An 18,589-nucleotide genomic window follows, 5' to 3' on the forward strand; every position below is an offset into this window, starting at 1 on the left:
CTAGCAAGGGGGACCATGACGCCATTGGCGTAATTGACTGGCAAAAGAAGGGCTATTCGAACCTTTAGCCTGGCAGGGGCTGCGCATAATGGCTGTCATCGCGGAACCGTGTCACCAGCGTACCAATCAAGTTGCGAGCTGCCATTCATGTCACTGCACGACCACAAGACCCACAGGGCCAACACCGTCAGGAGCCACTCATGAGTGCAGCAGCCTCCGACGACGCAAAGCACACCGGCAGCTCCCCCCTGGCCGATCTCGCCACACGCCTGCGTGGCAAGCCGATCATTGCTGTGATCATCGCCGCCGCAGCCTGTATCGCCATGATCATCGCCCTGCTGCTGTGGGCCTCTCGTCCGCAATACCGCGTCCTGTTCAGCAACCTCAGTGAAGCCGATGGCGGAGCCATCATCACCGAGCTGGACAGCCGCGGCATCCCCTACCGTTTCGCCTCCGGGGGCAACACGCTACTGGTGCCCGGCGACCAGGTACCGGTGCTGCGTCTGCAACTGGCTGAAAAGGGCCTGCCCCACGCCGGCAACGTCGGGCTGGAACTGATGGATCACCAGGAATTCGGTATCAGCCAGTTTGCCGAGCAGATCAACTACCAGCGTGGCCTCGAAGGCGAACTGGCACGCTCCATCACTTCATTGGGGCCGGTGGCCAGTGCCCGCGTGCACCTCGCTCTGTCCCGTGACTCGGTGTTCGTGCGCAAGCGTGAGCCCGCCAAGGCATCGGTGATGCTGTCCCTCGAGCCGGGCCGACAGTTGAGCGATGGCCAGATCGCCGCCATCGTTCACCTGGTATCCTCAAGCGTTCCGGACCTGGCCAACGAGGGCGTCACCGTCGTCGACCAGTCCGGGCGCCTGCTGTCATCCCCCACCACCCATGGCATGGGCCTGGATGGCACACAACTGGATTATGTCAGCCAGCTGGAGCAGACCTACCAGCAGCGCATCGAGGACATTCTCACACCGATTCTCGGACCCGGTAACGTCAAGGCTCAGGTCACCGCTCAGATCGACTTCTCCCGGCGTGAGGAAACCTCCGAACAGTACTCGCCCAACCAGCCACCCAATGAAGCCACCGTGCGCAGTCGTCAGAGCAGCCTCGACTACAACGGTCAAGGCAACCTCGCCAGCGGTATCCCCGGTGCCCTCAGCAATACTCCTCCGGGAACCGCTCCATCACCGATCGACAATGGCACAGCAGGCGCCAATGACGAGGCCACCAGCGAGGAATCAGCCAACGGTCGCATGCGGCGCGATGATGTCATCAACTACGAGGTCGATCGTCTGGTCTCCCACGTGCAGCACCAGCGCGGCCAGATCCAGCGACTGTCGGCAGCCGTGGTGGTCAACTACCAGCAGGTCACCAACGATAATGGCGTCACCGAGCCGCAACCACTGGCCTCCGAGCAACTGACCCAGATCGAAGGTCTGGTCCACCAGGCCATGGGGTTCTCCGAGGAGCGTGGCGATGCGCTGACCGTGGTCAACAGTCCGTTCAGTCAGCCCGAGGGGCCTGCCGATCTGGCCTGGTGGCGTGATCCCGGCATCCAGCAACTGGCACTGAGTAGCGGTCGGTACCTACTGGTGGGCCTCGCTATTCTGCTGCTCTACCTGTTGGTCCTGAGACCGGTGATTCGCCGCTATACCGAAAGCCCGGTGATGCCGACGGCAGCGGCTGGCTTCCATGCCACGGTCGGCGAGGATGATCAGGCGGCGGAAAACGATAGCGAGTCAATCGACGGCAGCGACGACACCCCGACCTATGCGCGTGAAGCGAAGCGCCAGCGCAAGGCCACGACCTATGAACAGCACCTCAATGATCTGCGCGAGATGGCCCAGGAAGATCCGCGCATGATTGCCATGATTGTCCGCGGCTGGATAAACGACAATGACTAGCACCGAGAGTCCCAACGGTATTCGTCGCAGCGCTGTGCTGCTCCTCGCCCTTGATGAGGACAGCGCTGCAGAGGTCTTCAAGTTCCTCAACGCCAAGGAAATCCAGCTGTTATCTCGCGAGATGGCACAGTTGGGGCAGATCTCCCATGATGAGATGCGCCGCGTACTGCATGACTTCCACAGCGAGACCGAGGAATACGTCGGCCTCAACATGAACTCCAGCGAGCATATTCGCTCTGTGCTGACCAAGGCGCTGGGCAGTGAGCGCGCCTCCAGCCTGATCGAGGATGTGCTGGAATCGACCGGCACCAGCAGTGGCATCGACGCGCTCAATCTGATGGAGCCTTCGATGGTGGCCGAACTGATCCGCGACGAGCACCCACAGATCATTGCCACTGTGCTGGTTCACCTCGAGCGAGCCCAGGCCGCCGATGTGCTCGAACAGTTTGAGGACAAGCTACGCAACGACGTGGTATTGCGCATCGCCACCTTCAGTGGTGTCCAGCCCGCCGCACTGCAGGAGCTCACCGAAGTGCTCAGCAGTATGCTCGACGGTCAGAATCTCAAGCGCAGCAAGATGGGCGGTGTGCGCACCGCGGCGGAAATTCTCAACCTGATGAACTCCACCCAGGAAGAAGCTGCGATCGACACCGTGCGCACACACAGCGAAGACCTCGCCCAGCGCATCATCGACGAGATGTTCCTGTTCGAGAACCTCGTCGACCTCGACGACCGCAGCATTCAACTGCTGCTCAAGGAAATCGACACCAACAGTCTGGTGGTCGCGCTCAAGGGCGCACCGGAGACTCTCAAGGCCCGCTTCCTGCTCAACATGTCGCAGCGCGCCGCCGATCTGCTGCAGGAAGATATGGAGGCTCGGGGTCCCATGCGCGTCTCCCATGTCGAAGCCGAGCAGAAGGCCATCCTGCAGATCGTTCGGCGCATGGCCGACAACGGCGAGATCGTATTGAGTGGCGGAGAGGAAGCCTATGTCTAGCCGTCGGAATGTCTCCGGGCCAGAAGCGTCTGATATCGCCGGGCCCATCGCCTACGGGGGTTGCCGGCCATGAGCCATCAGGCATGGACATCGGGCAGCACCAGCTGGCGTCGCTGGCGAATGGACAAGCTGCCTCGTGACGACGCCTCTCGTCAGCCACACGACAGGCCGGAGGCATCCCGCGAGCCGGACAGCGAAGAGCTGGCCCGTCAGTTCGAGGACGAGTGTCGCGAGGCCATGGAAGCTGGCCATCGCGAAGGATTCACGGATGGCCACGCGGAGGGGCTGGCCGCCGGTCTCGAACAGGGGCTCGCCGAAGGCCGTGCTCAGGCCGAGGCCGAGATCGCCGCCGCCATCGAGCGTCAGGTAGCCGAAGCTCTGGCTCCCGTACAGCAGTTGGTCGAGCAGTTTCAGGCTGCCCTTGCACAGCTGGATGACAGCGTGATCGAGAACCTCTCGGAACTCGCCCTGGCTACCGGCCGGCAGTTGGCCGGAGATGCGCTCAAGGCCCGTCCACGTCAAGTGGTCGAATTGGTTCGCGAGTTGCTGCAGACCGATCCTCCTCTAGTCGGTCGGCAGCGCCTCTGGCTACATCCGCTGGATCGCAGGCTGGTCGAGACCCATCTGGGTGAATCACTTGCCGCAGCAGGCTGGAGCCTGCGTGATGACGAAAGCCAACAACGTGGCGGCTGCCGCCTGATTGGTGAACATGGCGAGCTGGATGCCACCTGGCAGGGGCGCTGGGAAGCCGCCCGAGGCCAGATCCGCCGCCGCGCCCCCCGACAGCCTGACCGGGATGACGGCGAATGAGCAGCGCCGCAGAGCATCAGCTGCGCTGGCAGCAGGCGCTGAAGTCCGTCGCCTCGCGTATCGACAGACTGCCACCAGTGAGCTCAAGCGGTCGCGTGGTGCGCGCCACCGGCATGATCATCGAGGCCGTTGGCCTGCGGGTGGCGCTGGGCGACAGCTGTCGCATCGAGCTATCCACTGACCAGCCCGGCAAGATGGCCTATGCCGACGCTGAAGTCGTCGGCTTTTCCGGTGATCGCCTGTTCCTGATGCCACTGGCCGAGATCCATGGTCTGATGCCCGGCGCCCGGGTGCTTCCGATGGGTCATGGGGACACCGGCAGTGCGCGACGCTTTCCATTGGGCGAGCAGCTTCTGGGAAGGGTTGTCGATGGCACCGGCGCGCCCCTCGATGGGCTCGGCGATCTGGATGACGCTCCCCGTGCTCCTCTGGCCACGCCTCCCCTGAATCCACTGTCCCGAGCCCCCATCAGTGAGCAGATCGATGTCGGCATTCGCGCCATCAATGCGCTACTGAGTGTCGGCCGTGGTCAGCGCATGGGGCTGTTCGCCGGCTCCGGCGTGGGCAAGTCGGTGCTGCTGGGTATGATGGCCCGCTATACCCAGGCCGATGTCATTGTTGTCGGCCTGATCGGCGAGCGTGGTCGTGAGGTCCAGGACTTCATCGACAATATCCTCGGTGCCGAGGGACGGCGGCGCTCGGTGGTGGTCGCCGCCCCTGCCGACACCTCCCCCCTGCAACGTCTACAGGGTGCCGCCTATGCCACACGCCTGGCCGAGGGTTTTCGCGACGAAGGCCGTAATGTCCTGCTGATCATGGACTCGCTGACCCGCTATGCCATGGCGCAGCGCGAGATAGCCCTGGCCATCGGCGAGCCTCCTGCCACCAAGGGCTATCCACCCTCGGTGTTTGCCAAACTTCCCGGGCTGGTCGAGCGCGCTGGCAATGCCGAGGTCGGTGGCGGCTCGATCACGGCCTTCTACACCGTTCTTACTGAGGGGGATGATCAGCAGGACCCGATCGCCGACTCGGCACGGGCCATCCTCGATGGCCATGTGGTGCTGTCTCGCACCCTGGCCGAAGCTGGCCACTATCCTGCCATCGATATCGAGGCATCGATCAGCCGCGTCATGACCCATGTGGCCGACGACCGGCAGATCCGTCAGGCCCAGCGCTTCAAGAGCATGCTGTCGCGCTATCAGCGCAATCGCGATCTGATCAGTGTCGGCGCCTGGCAGCCCGGCAATGATCCACTGCTCGACGAGGCCGTGCGGCGTTACCCGGAACTCGAACACCTTCTGCAACAGCGCATCGATGAGAGCGCCTCCATCGAGCACTCACGCGCGGCCCTTGATCAGCTCCTCGGAGGTACCGCGTGAACGCTTCCTCCCCCCTCGATACCTTGCTGAATCTCGCCCGGGAAGCCCGCGACCATGCCGGACAACATCTGGCCGGAAACCTCGGTGTCGAACAACAGGTGCGCCAGCAGCTCGAGTCGCTGGAAAGCTATCGCCAGGAGTACGCCAGCCGCCTGAGCGAGGCCATGCGTCAGGGAGTCGACCCCGCCACGCTGCACAACACTCAGCGTTTTCTGGCCTCACTGGACCAGGCGCTGGCCAACGCCCATCACGCCCTCGCCGAGCAGCGGCAGAAGGTTCAGCAGGCGCAGCGTCAATGGCAGCAGGAACAGCAACGTGTCTGCGCCTATGACACCCTGGCCGAGCGGCGCGCTGCGGTGGCCACGCGTCACGCGTCTCGACACGAGCAACGCACCACCGATGATCTGGTCAACAGCCGGCTGCAGCGCCAGAGAGCGCTGCCCGGCGCCGATTGATTCAAGGAGACCGAGATGGACATCTCTGTGCTGATCAACACCGCGCCTCCCGCCAACGCTGGGACAGCCGGCAATCGAACAAACGCCTCTGATACCGGCCGCGATTTCGCCGAGCAACTGGCCGCAGCAGGCTCGGTGACCGACGACAGCACTGCCTCGTCGGAGCGGGTGCCGCCCACACCCAGCGGTCGGGATCGTCCACTGGACAGCGACATCGCCACCGAGACTCCCGCTGACGGTGTGACCGAGGAAAGCCAGGCTCTCGCCGAGGCGCTACTGGTGCCCGTGCCCATCCACATCACCCAACCACAGGTACCTGGTGGCGACACGGTGGGTCTCGGTACAGCGGGTTCCAATACGGAGGGTCTCGATGCCACGCCACACCCGTTGAGCGGTCAGTCGTTCGCGAATCAGCCTCTGGCGGTCCAGCAGCAGACCTGGCTGGCCAGGGTAGCAACGGATGCTGAAAACACCATCAAGGGTGTGCCTATCAACGACAGCCTCAATATCGCTCGTCAGCGACTGCAGTTGATGGCCGATGCCAATGGCCGTTTTCAGGGCCCGCCGGCACTTGGCGAGGGCCCCCTCCAATTGCCCGGCATCCAGGCATCACAGCCGACTACCAGCCCGGAAGTCCTGGCCGCAGCTCTGGCCAGGATGTCACCGCCCAATGCTCACCAGACACTCGCTGCAACACCGCTGACCAACGGAAAACCGCCACTCAACCTGTCCCAGCGGACTTCGCCCGAGACACCCGACCACCCCGTCGGGACCGTGATCACCCAGACGGGCACCAGCCCGCTATCCCATGTGCCGTCCACGTCGGTCGACCCAACCACCCAGACGCTGGCCAGCCAGCCGGTACCGGTGGACAGCAGTGGTGACAATTCCATCAGCACTTCCGTAGACATGGACAGTGACTTTTCTGCGACATCACTGGCCCAGTCAGGCCCTACAGCGCGCAACACAACCCCGATGGCGATGACCAGCGTAGCGTCGAGTATCAACACCCATATCGATAGCCCGGACTGGCCCCAGCAACTCGGCCATACCCTGACCCGCATCGGCATCTCCACCAACAGCCGTGATGGAGACCAGCGCATCGAGCTGCGCCTCCATCCGGCGGAGCTCGGGCCGCTATCGGTCAGCCTGCGCCTCGGCGAACATGGTGCTCAAGCACAGTTTGTCTCGGCACACCCGCATGTGCGTCAGGCCGTGGAGCAGGCATTACCGCAACTGCGTGAGATCCTCTCCGAACAGGGAATCCAGTTGGGCCAGACCTCCGTCAGCGACCAGGGACAGGCACAACAGGGTGGCAGCGGCGAACGTCAAGGAAGCTCAGCGAGCCTGGCCGCCAGCGGTGGAGCAGGCGAAGTATCCATCGAAGGAAACGATCACCCGATCACCCACACCGCTGCACTGAGCATCGATGGGCGGGTGGATTTGTATGCTTGACTCTTTAGCTTCGAGTCGCGAGCTACAAGTACGCTGCGCTCGAGCTGTAGGTCGTGAGTACCCCCCACTGGGCTTGTTATGGCCAGTGGGTTATCAACTCTTCTCTGGACAGCTCGAGACTCGTAGCCCGTAGCTCGCGACCCACATGGATGTGGGAAATGTGCATGTTCGTCGGGAACGAACATGTGCCAGCTCGTAGCTGTCCTCCCAATCCCCCAAGATAGGCGCGAAGTGCGCGCCTGTTCATCCCATCGCCATTCCGCCCATGACGGCATACTCAGCCTCGGTGCCTGCGCCAGATGATGGCGAGGCCGGATTCACTTGCCCGGGATGGGCATCGAGGGAGAGACATGGACATGGCGAAATCGCGACGGTTGTTCTGGTTGCTGGTGATGCTGGTGATATTGGCGTCATCTGCCGCAGCGGCCGCCATCTATGTGCTGTTGAATCATCAGGGCGCGGCCACGGCCCATGCCGGAGAAGTCGTCGAGGCATCCGCTGAAGAGACACCTGAAGCGGCCGACCCCATCTATCTCGAACTCAAGCCCTTCACCGTCAACCTCGCCGAGGACGACAACGGACCACGCATGCTGTATGTCGGCATCACGCTGCAGCTCGGCACCGAAGCCTCCAGCGCCGCCATCGAGCGCGAGCGCCCACTGGTGCGCAACCGGCTGATGCTGATGCTGTCCGGTCGCAAGGCAGAAGACCTCGTGACACCCCAGGGCAAGGAGCAACTGGCAACAGACCTGACTACCGGGCTCAGCGAACTGCTCGCTGACACTCACTCTGCTGTGAACATCAATCGTGTGCTGTTCACCGAGTTCATCGTCCAATAGGCCAGCATCACCATGTCTCAAGACGACCTGCTGTCCCAGGAAGAAATCGACGCCCTGCTCAAGGGCGTCAGCGGAGACGAGGAAAGCGATGGCGCCACACCCACCCACTCGGGTGGCCGCATTCGCAACTTCGACCCCGCCACTCAGCACCGCATCGTCCGCGAGCGGCTGCAGACACTGGATATCATCAACGAGCGCTTCGCCCGGCATTTCCGCATGGGGATGTTCAATCTGCTGCGACGCAGTGCGGACATTACCGTGGAGTCAGTTCGTTACCTGAGTTACAGCGATTTCGCGCGCAATGTCCCGGTCCCGACCAATATCAACATCATCGCCATGAAGCCGCTCAAGGGTTCGGCGCTGATCGTATTTCCTCCCGCCCTGGTCTTCATGGTGGTGGACAACCTCTTCGGCGGCGATGGACGCTTTCTGACCCGCTCCGAAGGGCGGGAGTTCACCAATACCGAACAGCGCATCATCCAGCGTGTGCTGCAGCTGGCCATTGATGGCTACAGCGAGGCGTGGAGTTCGGTCTATCCGCTGGACATCAGCTATCTGCGCTCGGAGATGCAGTCCAAGTTCGCCAATATCACCAACTCACCCAACGAGATCGTGGTCGACACCACCTTCCATCTCGAGGTCGGCAACCTGGCCTCGAATTTCCAGGTGTGCATCCCGTACACCATGATCGAGCCACTGCGCGACCTGCTCTCGAACCCGCTCAGTGAGGGCAGTCGCAACAAGGATGGCACCTTCAATCGCCACATGGCGGGAGAGCTGCGCCATTCAGAAGTCGAGTTGGTCGCCGACTTCGCCACCATCAACTCCTGCCTTGGTGAGGTCATGCATCTGTCACCGGGCGACATCCTGCCGCTGGATCTTCCCGAGTCCATCATCGCTCGTGTCGACGGCGTGCCGGTCATGGAGTGCGAATACGGCAGTCAGCATGAGCAGCGCGCTCTGCGGGTAAAGCGGATGTTCGACCACCGCACGGGCCACCGACCCAACACCACCTTCGTCAAAGGCTCCCAGCCTTCCTCCGAGGAATCGCAACATGACTGACCCCAACAAGCCAGACACTGCCACAGGTGACGACTGGGATGCCGCCATGTCCGAACAGCAGAGTGGCGATGCGTCCGCCGACGATGATCCCTGGGCAGAGGCGCTGGCAGAACAGGAGCAGGCCGAGTCCCGATCCAGTGCCGACGACGGTGAGGATGACAGCGCCAGCGAAGAGCCAAACCAACCACGCAAGGCCGGGGACAGCGTCTTCCGTCCGCTCGACGGCAGTGCCGGTGAAGCGGTACAACGCGACCTTGGCATGATCATGGACATACCGGTCAAGCTCACCGTAGAGCTGGGTCGGACCCGCCTGACCATCAAGCAGTTGCTGGAACTGGCCCAGGGCTCGGTCATCGAGCTGGAGGGACTGGCCGGGGAGCCGATGGATATCCTGATCAACGGCTACCTGATCGCTCAGGGCGAAGTCGTGGTGGTCGATGATCGCTATGGCATTCGCATCACCGAGATCACCACCCCCTCCGAACGGGTCAAGAAACTCAATCGATGAACAGTGATTCTTCCGCGGTAATCGGCCATGCCATTGACGGCCTTGGCCAGGGCAGTGATGGTGTACTGAGCCTGGCACTGTTCGGCAAGACGGCCGCCGCGCTGGCGCTGGTGATCCTGATCATTCTCGCCCTGGCGGCTCTGCTGCGCCGGCGAGGTCAGCCACGAGCAGCACAGCAACTGAATCTCAAGGTCGTCGGCAGCACCTCCCTCGGCCCCCGCGAGAAAGTCGTGGTGGTCCAGGTCGAGGACCGCTGGCTGGTGCTGGGCCTGGCCGGCGGACAGATCACCCGCCTCGATAGCCTCGAGGCCCGTGAGGCCCAACTGCCCGAGCCCGGAGTTGAATTGCACGGCAGTTTTGCCGAGCGCTTCAGCCAGGCGCTGAAGGCCAATCTGACAGGACGGAGCCTGGGGTCATGAGGTCACGTCCGCGTTGCCTGCCACTGCTCGCGCTGTTGCTCGGTCTGGGGTTGTGGTTGGGACTGAGCTCTTCGGTGCTCGCACAGCAATTGCCCGGCATCGTCAGTCAACCGATGGAAGATGGTGGCCAGAAGTGGTCGCTGTCACTGCAGACACTGCTGCTGCTGACGTCCATGGCATTTCTGCCGGCCGCACTGCTGATGATGACCAGTTTCACACGGATCATCATTGTGCTCGGTCTGCTGAGAACCGCCATGGGAACGCCAACAACGCCGCCCAACCAGGTACTGCTGGGTCTGGCGCTGTTTCTCACCGCCTTCATCATGTCGCCGGTTCTCAATGAGGTCTATCAGGAGGCCTGGCAGCCGCTGTCCTCCGAGCAGATCGACTTCGGCGAGTTCCTCCAGCGCGCTCAGCAACCGCTGCGCGAATTCATGCTCGGCCAGACCCGCGAGCCGGACCTGGCGATGTTCGCACGACTCGCCGAAACCGGCGAGCTGCAGGGACCGGAGGATGTACCGCTGCAGGTGCTGGTGCCGGCCTTTGTCACCAGCGAGCTGAAGACCGCTTTCCAGATCGGTTTCACCCTGTTCATCCCCTTCCTGATCATCGACCTGGTCGTCGCCAGCGTGCTGATGTCACTGGGGATGATGATGGTGCCACCGGTCACCATTTCACTGCCGTTCAAGTTGATGCTGTTCGTACTGGTGGATGGCTGGCAACTGATCATCGGCTCCATGGCCAACAGCTTCTATCTGTGACTCCAGCGCTCCAGCCATTGTGCCCGTATTTTCCGTTGACCCGTTTTCCATTACCACGTTTTCCATTACCCCATGGACCCGCTACAGGCAGGCCCGCTACCAGAAGATCAACTACCAGCAGATCAACTACCAGCAGATCAACTACAGGAGGTATGCAATGAACCCGGAACTCGTGATGGAACTGGCTCACCGGGGCATGCGAATCACGCTGCTGATGGGCGCGCCATTGCTGCTGACGGCGCTGTTCAGCGGTTTGCTGGTCAGCCTGTTTCAGGCCGCCACCCAGATCAACGAGATGACTCTGTCATTCATTCCCAAGATTCTGGCGGTGTTTGCCGTGCTGGTGCTGGCCGGCCCCTGGATGCTGCAACTGATCATTACCTTTACCCGGGAACTGTTCAGCAACATCCCACAGATGGTGATGTGATGGTCATTGTCCTGCCACTTGATCACTGCTGATGGTGGAAATCACCTTCGCCCAGCTCCACGGCTGGCTGGTGGCCTTTCTATGGCCCTTCTTCCGCATTACGGCGCTGATGCTGAGTTCTCCGCTGTGGGGCCACAGCGCCGTACCCAATCAGGTCAAGATTGCCCTGGCGGCGGCCATCACCCTGGTCGTGGCACCCATGCTGCCAGCCATGCCGACGATTCCAGTAGTCTCCTGGGCGGGAGTAGGGCTGATCATCGAGCAACTGATCATCGGTATCGCCATGGGGACTCTGCTGCGGATCATGCTGGCCGTGGTTCAGGCCTGTGGTGAGTACATCGGCCTGCAGATGGGCCTGGCCTTCGCGACCTTCTTCGACCCATCGGCGGCCGGTAACATGGTGGTGGTCTCACGCTTTCTGCACATGATTACCCTGCTGCTGTTCCTGTCGCTCAACGGCCACCTGATCGTGCTCGACATCCTCATCGCCAGCTTCACCACCCTGCCGATCGGTATCCAGGCGTTCAATCCCGAGGCCTTCATCATGCTGGCGCGTTACGCCAGTACCATCTTCGCCACTGGCCTGTTGCTCGCTCTGCCACTGGTCTGTTCGCTGTTGATCGTCAACCTTGCGTTGGGCATCCTCAACCGTGCGGCCCCACAACTGACGGTCTTCAACATCGGCTTTCCTGCCTCACTGTCCATTGGTCTTGCGCTGATGATGGTATTGATGACCGACCTGGGTAGCGTGCTGCAGCAGCTCTTCCACCATAGCCTGGCGGTGCTGCAGCAACTGGTGGAAACCATGGCACCGCTGGGATGAATCACTGGGCACGGCGCCGGTCAGAACATCACAATCAGGCCCATCACCCCCAGCCCCATCACAACCAGGTCAGAGGCAGCCACCACCATAGTCCGATCAATGCAGAGAACAGCACCGGCGGTGTCAGCACCAACCCAACCTTCATATACTGCCCCCAGGTGATGCGGGTGCCCTTGCTGGCCAGCACATGCAGCCACAGCAGAGTGGCGAGACTGCCAATGGGAGTGAACTTGGGACCCAGATCATTGCCGATGACATTGGCGTATATCATCAGCTCACGGGTCGCCTCCGACACCTGGGCCTGATCGATGGCCAGAGCACCCACCAGGGTCGATGGCATATTGTTCATTACCGAGGCCAGCAGCGCCGCCAGGGTGCCGGTGCCCAATGTCGCCACCAACTGGCCCTGTTGTCCCAGCCAGGTCAGCATGGCACTGGCATCGGCGGTCAGCCAGGCATTCCCCAGCCCATAGACCACCAGATACATGCCCACCGAGAACAGCACGATCTGCCAGGGCGCATCACGCACCACCCGGCGCATCGAAATCACCGTGCTTCCTCCACCACGCCACCAACGCCCGGCAATGCTCGCCAGCACCAGTGCCCCCAGCCCCGTGACTACCGCCACCGGAATCCCCAGTGGTGCGGTGACGAAGAAGGCCACCAGCAACACCGCCAGCAACGGGAAGGCAGAGCGGAAGACCAGCGGGTCACGTACTGCCTGGGCAGGCGCTTCAAGGCGCTCCAGGTCATAGTGTTCGGGAAGGTCGCGGCGGAACATCAGCCACAGCACCAGCAGCGTGGCAGCCAGCGAGATCACATTGACCGGCACCATGACCAGCGCATAGCGGTTGAATGAAACCTCAAAGAAGTTGGCCGTGACGATATTGACCAGATTGGAAATGATCAGCGGCAGGCTGGTGGTGTCGGCGACAAACCCCGTGGCAATGATGAATGCCAGCGCCGCCGCCGGAGAGAACTGCAGGCGCAACAGGATCGCCATGACGATCGGCGTCAGCAGCAGCGCCGCGCCATCATTGGCAAAGAAGGCCGCGATCACCGCCCCCAGCACGATCACCAGCGGAAACAGACGCCGCCCACTACCACCGCCCCACCGAGCCACATGCAGCGCTGCCCAGGCAAAGAACCCGGCTTCATCGAGGATCAGCGAAATGATGATCAACGCGACAAAGGTGAAGGTGGCATCCCAGACGATATCCCATACCACGGCGACATCAGCCAGGTTGACCACCCCCGCCGCCAGAGCCACTGCCGCGCCTGCCAGAGCGCTGGTACCGATCCCCAGGCCCCGGGGCTGCCAGATGACCAGGGTCAGGGTCACTACAAAGATGGCCAGCGCCAACATGCTTTTCTCTCCATGCCTTTGTCTACATGAGCATCGTTCACATGAGGTTCACCACCGCACTCAATGGGTGGTTTGATTGACTCGCTTCGAGACCTCTTCGGCGCTCTCGACACGCTCCGAGTAACGCTGGGTCAGATAATCACTGCGCTGACGGTTGAGCCAGGTGAACTTCATCAGTTCCTCACAGACATCCACCACGCGCAGATAGAGTGGTGACAGCCGCATGCGTCCGCTGTCATCGAACTCATTGAACGCTTTGGGCACCGAGGACTGGTTGGGGATGGTCAGCATGCGCATCCAACGTCCCAGCAGGCGCATCTGATTGACGGCATTGAAGCTCTGGCTGCCACCACACACCTGCATCAGTGCCAGCGTCTTGCCTTGAGTGGGGCGAACGCCGCCCAGCGACAGGGGCAACCAATCGATCTGAGCCTTCATTACCGCGGTCATCGCACCGTGGCGCTCCGGGCTGACCCACACCATGCCCTCCGCCCAACTGGCCAGCTCGCGTAGTTCCTTCACTCGGGAATGCTCGCCATCTGCGGCGTCAGGCAGAGGCAGGTCGCGGGGAGAGAAGGTACGCACCTCGGCACCGAAGGCGGTCAACAGGCGCATGGCCTCTTCCGCCAGCAGGCGTGAGTACGAACGTTCTCGCAGCGATCCGTAGAGCACCAGAATTCGTAGCGGATGACGATCAACACCCGGCCCTGCAAGTTGGTCGACGTCGATCGGGCGCCACTGCTCCGGGTCGATATTGGGGAGGTCATGCAAGGGGAGCAGCGCGGTCATTGATCCGCCTCCGAGACATACACCACTTCGCCATCTTCCTTGACGAACCGCGGCACCGGATTCGCCAGCAATGTGAGGACCTTCTCTGAAGGACGACACAGCGCCGTGCCACGAGCGGTGACCACAATCGGTCGATTGATCAGGATCGGATGCGCGATCATCGCGTCGATCAAGGCGTCATCATCGAGTGATGGCTCGTCGAGACCCAGTTCATCGTAAGGCGTCCCCTTGCGGCGCAGCAGCTCGCGAGGCGTAATGCCCATCGACTGGATCAACTGACACAGGCGCTCACGGCTGGGTGGTGTACGCAGATACTCGATCACCTCGAGATCCTCACCCGATGCCTTGATCATTGCCAGGCTATTGCGCGACGTGCCGCACTCCGGGTTGTGGTAGATCTGAATCAAGGCTCATTCCTCATCGGTCGGGCAGCAGGCCGGAGCCAGCGATGCCAGTAATGGATGACACACCTCAGGGCTGGCATCACAGCAATCCCGTACCAGGAACTGTACCGTGGACAGCATATGCGCCAGGTTGGCGCGGTAGATCACCGAACGGCTTTCGCGCCGCTGGGTAACCAGCCCCGCTCGACTGAGCACGGACAAATGCGCCGACAGGGTGTTGTTGGGCACCTCGAGTCGGCGAGCAATCTCGCCCGCCGGCAGGCCTTCCGGCTCGTGACGAACCAGCAGGCGAAAGGCATCGAGCCGTGTCGCCTGAGAAAGCGCAGCAAAGGTGTCGAGGGTCGTTTGATCGGCTTGATTATCCATATTTCCAGAATTATGGAAATATGGCTCGAAGTCAAGTAGAGCCGACTGCGACAGGCCTCACTGAGGATGGCTATCCATCACAGGCGCAGCCCGATCCCTTGTGACAGGTATAGTGACGATTGATGCAGGAATTGCCGCAAGCCTTTCCGGTGCGGCAGACACGACAACAGCCCTGGGCAAGCAACAAATCGCCCGAGTCGACTTCAACGCTCTGGAAGTAGGATCCGCATTCCTGCGCCGACGGCTCATCCAGCACCACCTCCGCCATCCTGCTGGCTGAATTCAGATCGTCATGAGCGCAGCCTGACGCTGCAAGTGCAACTCCCAGTACGAGTACCGGGAGCTGAATAAGACCTTGCCAACGCATCGTCACTCTCCTTGAACAAGCTACCGAGCTTCACGAGCAGGAAGTCCCGGTCAGGAGAGACGAATTATGCTGGATTGAGCCTCAGGGAAATATGCGCCATGTCATATCGAGGCCGAAAATCAGGCACCGTAAATACGGGTTACCAACGTGGTCAGGCAACACCTCGGTCGTGCCGACTACAAGGTTGTGTGTAGAGAAATACGAACCACTGCTATCAACATCACAACTCCTCCCGCCATTGCCAGGACAAGCGCCAGATGCCACATGATCTTGTTCATTGATGGGCGACCTCCTGTCGCCCCGAGGCTCATCCTGAGCAATACCTACCCACTTCACTTCCCGACCATGACACTCCCGGTACTCCACTCGATCTCCATACCGTGTTACCGGGAGGCGCATTCCGTTGCCGATGCGTTATAGAGCGTTGTCGAGAATCCATAGATCATGTTCGAGAATCTATAGCGAGAATCTATAAATAATTGAACAGCGACATGTCGCGGATACCGATGAAGGCCTGCTGAGCGGCCTGCATGCCCACCTGGCGCAGACTGTACTCGGCGATCGCCTGGTTGTAGTCAAGGTCGACGAGATCGGACATGGTCTGGGCGTAGTTGAGCTGACGATTGCCACTGACCGAATCGATCACATCCAGCTCGTTGAGGCGCGCGCCTACCGATGCCCGGGTGGTCAGCACATTGTCCAGTCCAGCATCGAATTCGCGCATCACCGTGTTCAGGGTGTTCTTCATGCTCGCCTGTTCAGACGGTGTCTCGGCGGGGTTCTCCAGCACCGCCAGCGCCTTCTCGAAGGACTCGAACAGGTTGGTGTTCATCTCGCTGGCCGGCGCATAGGTGATGCTGTCGCCGTTGTGTGGCTCACCCTTGAGTTCCAGACGCAGCCCGCCTGCCTCTACCGAGGTTCCCTCGGGGTCATAGGGCTGATCATCCACCCCGATGCTCTGCCAATTGCCATCCTCGTCCTGCTGCTGGACGCTGTAGGTCGGGTTGCCATCATCATCGCTGCCGAACACCACCTGATAGCGCTGCCCATAGCCGGGATCGCTGTTGTCGATGACCTGGGGGCCCTTGAAGGTCACGCTGCCACTGTTGTCGGCCACCACCTTGCCATCGGCATCAACCTTGCCCTGCTGCGCTACATAACCTGCGCCACTGGGCACGCTGAGGAAGATATCTTCACCGCTGTCGCCCACCGGCATCTCGCGGGAAGCATCGACACGCTGATGGCGAACGCGATCATCCCCCTGGTAGACCACCCCATCACCGGTATCGACAAAGGGGGCACTGCTGTCCTGATAGCCACCGAACAGATAGCGCCCATTGCCGTCAGTGGCATTGGCCTGGCCCATCACGGTTTCGTAGATCCCGCGCAGCTCACTGGCAATCGACTGGCGATCAGCGTCGCTCAGGGTACCGTTGGATGCCTGCACCAGCAGTGCCTTGGCGCTGGAGATGGCATCACTGACACTGTTGAGGACGCTCTCCTCCTGGGACAGTGCATTACGAGCCGAGACCCGTGCATCGGTGAATTGCTGAGTCACCGCCTGGGACTGGCCTACCGCCACTGCGCGGGATGCCGCCTGAGGATCGTCGGAAGGTGTCACCACCCGACGGCCCGAGGCCAATTGTTGACTGAGGTGCATGAAGTCCGCCTGCTGACGGTTCATGGAACCAACGCTCTGCTCGAAAATGGTGACAGTACTGATACGCATGGTCGTATTCTCCGCAATCAGGAACGCAGTCCAAGGATGGTATCGATCACCGAGGTCGCGGTGTCGATGATCCTGGCGTTGGCCTGGTAGTACTGCTGGTAACGAATCAGATTGGCCGCTTCCTCGTCGAGGTTGACCCCCGACTCGGACTGCTGCACGGCGCTGAGTTGATCGCTCAGCCCCTGTTGGGCGGCCAGGTTGACCTTGACGATATTGGTCTGATTGCCGACATCGCTGACCAGAGAGGCATAGGCCTGACTGAAGGTGGCGGTACCGCCGACCAGCAGTTGGTCCTGCAGCTTCTGCATGGCCAGGGCATTCTCGTTGTCGCCACTGCCGCTGCTCATGCCGGCGGCAATCTCATCGGGGTCGTTGATGGCATTTTCAAAGCTGCCCGCCGCACGCCGTACCGGCTGTACCTCGAAACTGTCACCATTCTCCAGCGCCGCCGTATCGGAGAAGGTCAGGCTGACACCACCAAAGCTCAGCTCGCCACTGTCAGCGTCGAAGCTCACTTCGCTGGCATCGAGCACTTCACCGGTATCCTTGCGGGTAATCTGGAAGGTCGGAGGGTTGGCGTTGGCATCCGTCACCTTGACGGTGTAGTCGGCAGCCTTCAGCGCGGCGATATTATCGTTGTCGAACGCGGCGCTGATCGTGGCACTGCCATTGTTACCATCATTGGAGAACACCCGCGGATTACCGATCTCGAAGAAGGTGCCACCCGCTTCTCCATCGAGATTGGTCCCCTGAGCATGCTGTTCGTTGAAGGCCACGGCCATGGAAACTGCTATCTGGCCGATCTGGTTCTGGGTACGGTCGAGGGTCTCGCTACGGAACTGCATCAGACCGCCGAGACTGCCGCCGGTAATCGCATCTTCCTCCAGTACCTGCATGCCGCCACCGGGGTCACGATAGCCCAGCACCACACGTTGAGGATCATTGGGCGAGGACACCGCCTCGAGACGATAGGCTTCGGTACCGGACACCAGTGGTTGGCCACTGGGCAGAGTGATCTGATACGACTTGCCGTCCTGCACGGTCAGCTCGACATCCAGCCGCTCGCTCAGCTCATTGACCAACTGATCACGCTGATCCAGCAGAGCATTGGGTGCTTCGCCATTACGTGCCCGCGCCAGCGCAATCTCACGGTTGAGCGATGCCACCTGCTGCGCTGTATTGTTGACCTGGCTGACTTCATCGCGAATCTGGCCATTGATGCCCTTCTGCATATCCTGCAGATAGCTGTCAAAGGCGCGGAACTGAGCGGACAGGGTATCGGAGGCCCCGATGACGCCCTGGCGAGCGGCAGGATCAGACGGGGCGCCTGCAAGGTCTTCCAGCGACGAGAAGAAGTTTTGCATCAGCGGCGCCAGTCCCGCATCCTGATCGGCCAGTAGGCTGTCGATCTGGTTGACCTGCGTCTGATAGGCCTCCAGCGCTGACGTGGAACTGGTTGCTGCGTTGAGCTGATCAGCAATATAGCGATTGAACTGACGCTGGATATCGTCAACCTGCACGCCCTGGGTACTGGCACTGCCCTCACCAAGGATGGTGATCTGACGGTTGTAGCCTGGCGTATAGACGTTACTGATATTGTTGCTGGTGGTACTGAGGGCGTTCTGAGCCGCATTGAGGCCGCTCAGGCCGATGGAAAACATGCTCATTGGTGGATTCCTTTCGCAGATGTTTCTGTTATCGGCCAGGGCAAACTGATCTTTAGCTA

Annotated in this window: 19 protein-coding genes; 13 read left to right on the forward strand and 6 right to left on the reverse strand. The window is 61.2% G+C overall.

All coding sequences use genetic code 11. The features are described 5' to 3' along the window. Window positions 1-200 precede the first annotated feature (200 nt). From fliF to fliR, 13 genes are all read left to right on the forward strand, one after another. Entirely contained in the window at window positions 201-1,907 is a 1,707-nt protein-coding gene (gene fliF / locus BUE38_RS10690) for a flagellar basal-body MS-ring/collar protein FliF (RefSeq protein ID WP_073435199.1), read from the forward strand. Beyond that, complete coding sequence (gene fliG, locus BUE38_RS10695; protein WP_073435200.1) at window positions 1,900-2,904, forward strand: flagellar motor switch protein FliG; 1,005 nt, start codon at window positions 1,900-1,902, stop codon at window positions 2,902-2,904. The genes fliF and fliG overlap by 8 nt, the downstream gene beginning before the upstream one ends. 69 nt (window positions 2,905-2,973) lie before the next feature. After that, window positions 2,974-3,714, forward strand: a complete 741-nt coding sequence (locus BUE38_RS10700; protein WP_073435201.1) for a flagellar assembly protein FliH — start codon at window positions 2,974-2,976, stop codon at window positions 3,712-3,714. Then, a complete protein-coding gene (gene fliI / locus BUE38_RS10705; protein ID WP_073435202.1) occupies window positions 3,711-5,093 on the forward strand; it encodes a flagellar protein export ATPase FliI in 1,383 nt (460 codons plus the stop codon). Before BUE38_RS10700 ends, fliI begins: the two co-directional genes overlap by 4 nt. Beyond that, complete coding sequence (gene fliJ / locus BUE38_RS10710; RefSeq protein WP_073435203.1) at window positions 5,090-5,548, forward strand: flagellar export protein FliJ; 459 nt, start codon at window positions 5,090-5,092, stop codon at window positions 5,546-5,548. The genes fliI and fliJ overlap by 4 nt, the downstream gene beginning before the upstream one ends. Window positions 5,549-5,563: 15 nt before the next feature. Beyond that, window positions 5,564-7,003 carry a flagellar hook-length control protein FliK gene (locus BUE38_RS10715; protein WP_073435204.1) on the forward strand — a complete coding sequence of 480 codons (1,440 nt, stop codon included), beginning with the start codon at window positions 5,564-5,566 and terminating at the stop codon, window positions 7,001-7,003. 356 nt (window positions 7,004-7,359) lie between these two features. After that, on the forward strand, window positions 7,360-7,842 hold the full coding sequence (locus BUE38_RS10720; RefSeq protein ID WP_073435438.1) for a flagellar basal body-associated FliL family protein: 483 nt from the start codon (window positions 7,360-7,362) through the stop codon (window positions 7,840-7,842). A gap of 12 nt (window positions 7,843-7,854) precedes the next feature. Further along, window positions 7,855-8,904, forward strand: coding sequence for a flagellar motor switch protein FliM (fliM, locus tag BUE38_RS10725; RefSeq protein WP_073435205.1), 1,050 nt, complete (start codon window positions 7,855-7,857; stop codon window positions 8,902-8,904). Further along, on the forward strand, window positions 8,897-9,412 hold the full coding sequence (gene fliN, locus BUE38_RS10730; protein WP_073435206.1) for a flagellar motor switch protein FliN: 516 nt from the start codon (window positions 8,897-8,899) through the stop codon (window positions 9,410-9,412). The genes fliM and fliN overlap by 8 nt, the downstream gene beginning before the upstream one ends. Beyond that, the gene (gene fliO, locus BUE38_RS10735; RefSeq protein ID WP_073435207.1) at window positions 9,409-9,831 is read left to right on the forward strand and encodes a flagellar biosynthetic protein FliO; all 423 of its coding nucleotides are present in this window, start codon (window positions 9,409-9,411) and stop codon (window positions 9,829-9,831) included. The genes fliN and fliO overlap by 4 nt, the downstream gene beginning before the upstream one ends. Then, complete coding sequence (gene fliP, locus BUE38_RS10740) at window positions 9,828-10,592, forward strand: flagellar type III secretion system pore protein FliP (RefSeq protein ID WP_073435208.1); 765 nt, start codon at window positions 9,828-9,830, stop codon at window positions 10,590-10,592. The genes fliO and fliP overlap by 4 nt, the downstream gene beginning before the upstream one ends. Window positions 10,593-10,749: 157 nt before the next feature. Then, the gene (fliQ, locus tag BUE38_RS10745; protein ID WP_073435209.1) at window positions 10,750-11,019 is read left to right on the forward strand and encodes a flagellar biosynthesis protein FliQ; all 270 of its coding nucleotides are present in this window, start codon (window positions 10,750-10,752) and stop codon (window positions 11,017-11,019) included. 31 nt (window positions 11,020-11,050) lie between these two features. Continuing rightward, the gene (gene fliR / locus BUE38_RS10750; RefSeq protein ID WP_073435210.1) at window positions 11,051-11,842 is read left to right on the forward strand and encodes a flagellar biosynthetic protein FliR; all 792 of its coding nucleotides are present in this window, start codon (window positions 11,051-11,053) and stop codon (window positions 11,840-11,842) included. A gap of 58 nt (window positions 11,843-11,900) precedes the next feature. Here fliR and BUE38_RS10755 read toward each other — a convergent pair whose 3' ends face one another. From BUE38_RS10755 to flgK, 6 genes are all read right to left on the reverse strand, one after another. Beyond that, window positions 11,901-13,208, reverse strand: coding sequence for an arsenic transporter (locus BUE38_RS10755; RefSeq protein WP_073435211.1), 1,308 nt, complete (start codon window positions 13,206-13,208; stop codon window positions 11,901-11,903). Between the two features lie 60 nt (window positions 13,209-13,268). Next, on the reverse strand, window positions 13,269-13,997 hold the full coding sequence (gene arsH, locus BUE38_RS10760; protein WP_073435212.1) for an arsenical resistance protein ArsH: 729 nt from the start codon (window positions 13,995-13,997) through the stop codon (window positions 13,269-13,271). Next, on the reverse strand, window positions 13,994-14,404 hold the full coding sequence (gene arsC, locus BUE38_RS10765) for an arsenate reductase (glutaredoxin) (protein ID WP_073435213.1): 411 nt from the start codon (window positions 14,402-14,404) through the stop codon (window positions 13,994-13,996). The genes arsH and arsC overlap by 4 nt, the downstream gene beginning before the upstream one ends. A 3-nt stretch (window positions 14,405-14,407) precedes the next feature. Beyond that, window positions 14,408-14,767 (reverse strand): ArsR/SmtB family transcription factor, encoded by a 360-nt coding sequence (locus BUE38_RS10770; protein WP_073435214.1) that lies wholly within the window; start codon window positions 14,765-14,767, stop codon window positions 14,408-14,410. Window positions 14,768-15,603: 836 nt separating this feature from the next. Then, on the reverse strand, window positions 15,604-16,863 hold the full coding sequence (gene flgL, locus BUE38_RS10780; protein WP_073435216.1) for a flagellar hook-associated protein FlgL: 1,260 nt from the start codon (window positions 16,861-16,863) through the stop codon (window positions 15,604-15,606). A 17-nt stretch (window positions 16,864-16,880) separates the two neighbouring features. Further along, window positions 16,881-18,530: a flagellar hook-associated protein FlgK gene (gene flgK, locus BUE38_RS10785; RefSeq protein WP_073435217.1), complete on the reverse strand. Its 1,650-nt coding sequence runs from the start codon at window positions 18,528-18,530 to the stop codon at window positions 16,881-16,883. Window positions 18,531-18,589: the final 59 nt, after the last annotated feature.

The organism is Halomonas cupida (assembly GCF_900142755.1).
Classification (GTDB): domain Bacteria; phylum Pseudomonadota; class Gammaproteobacteria; order Pseudomonadales; family Halomonadaceae; genus Halomonas; species Halomonas cupida.

What these genes read in the sequence shown, in the direction of transcription:
- fliF (WP_073435199.1), top strand. Translation starts at nt 201, where the DNA reads ATGAGTGCAGCAGCCTCCGACGACGCAAAGCACACCGGCAGCTCCCCC.
- fliG (WP_073435200.1), top strand. Translation starts at nt 1,900, where the DNA reads ATGACTAGCACCGAGAGTCCCAACGGTATTCGTCGCAGCGCTGTGCTG.
- BUE38_RS10700 (WP_073435201.1), top strand. Translation starts at nt 2,974, where the DNA reads ATGAGCCATCAGGCATGGACATCGGGCAGCACCAGCTGGCGTCGCTGG.
- fliI (WP_073435202.1), top strand. Translation starts at nt 3,711, where the DNA reads ATGAGCAGCGCCGCAGAGCATCAGCTGCGCTGGCAGCAGGCGCTGAAG.
- BUE38_RS10715 (WP_073435204.1), top strand. Translation starts at nt 5,564, where the DNA reads ATGGACATCTCTGTGCTGATCAACACCGCGCCTCCCGCCAACGCTGGG.
- BUE38_RS10720 (WP_073435438.1), top strand. Translation starts at nt 7,360, where the DNA reads ATGGCGAAATCGCGACGGTTGTTCTGGTTGCTGGTGATGCTGGTGATA.
- fliM (WP_073435205.1), top strand. Translation starts at nt 7,855, where the DNA reads ATGTCTCAAGACGACCTGCTGTCCCAGGAAGAAATCGACGCCCTGCTC.
- fliN (WP_073435206.1), top strand. Translation starts at nt 8,897, where the DNA reads ATGACTGACCCCAACAAGCCAGACACTGCCACAGGTGACGACTGGGAT.
- fliO (WP_073435207.1), top strand. Translation starts at nt 9,409, where the DNA reads ATGAACAGTGATTCTTCCGCGGTAATCGGCCATGCCATTGACGGCCTT.
- fliP (WP_073435208.1), top strand. Translation starts at nt 9,828, where the DNA reads ATGAGGTCACGTCCGCGTTGCCTGCCACTGCTCGCGCTGTTGCTCGGT.
- fliQ (WP_073435209.1), top strand. Translation starts at nt 10,750, where the DNA reads ATGAACCCGGAACTCGTGATGGAACTGGCTCACCGGGGCATGCGAATC.
- fliR (WP_073435210.1), top strand. Translation starts at nt 11,051, where the DNA reads ATGGTGGAAATCACCTTCGCCCAGCTCCACGGCTGGCTGGTGGCCTTT.
- BUE38_RS10755 (WP_073435211.1), bottom strand. Translation starts at nt 13,208, where the DNA reads ATGTTGGCGCTGGCCATCTTTGTAGTGACCCTGACCCTGGTCATCTGG.
- arsH (WP_073435212.1), bottom strand. Translation starts at nt 13,997, where the DNA reads ATGACCGCGCTGCTCCCCTTGCATGACCTCCCCAATATCGACCCGGAG.
- BUE38_RS10770 (WP_073435214.1), bottom strand. Translation starts at nt 14,767, where the DNA reads ATGGATAATCAAGCCGATCAAACGACCCTCGACACCTTTGCTGCGCTT.
- flgL (WP_073435216.1), bottom strand. Translation starts at nt 16,863, where the DNA reads ATGCGTATCAGTACTGTCACCATTTTCGAGCAGAGCGTTGGTTCCATG.
- flgK (WP_073435217.1), bottom strand. Translation starts at nt 18,530, where the DNA reads ATGAGCATGTTTTCCATCGGCCTGAGCGGCCTCAATGCGGCTCAGAAC.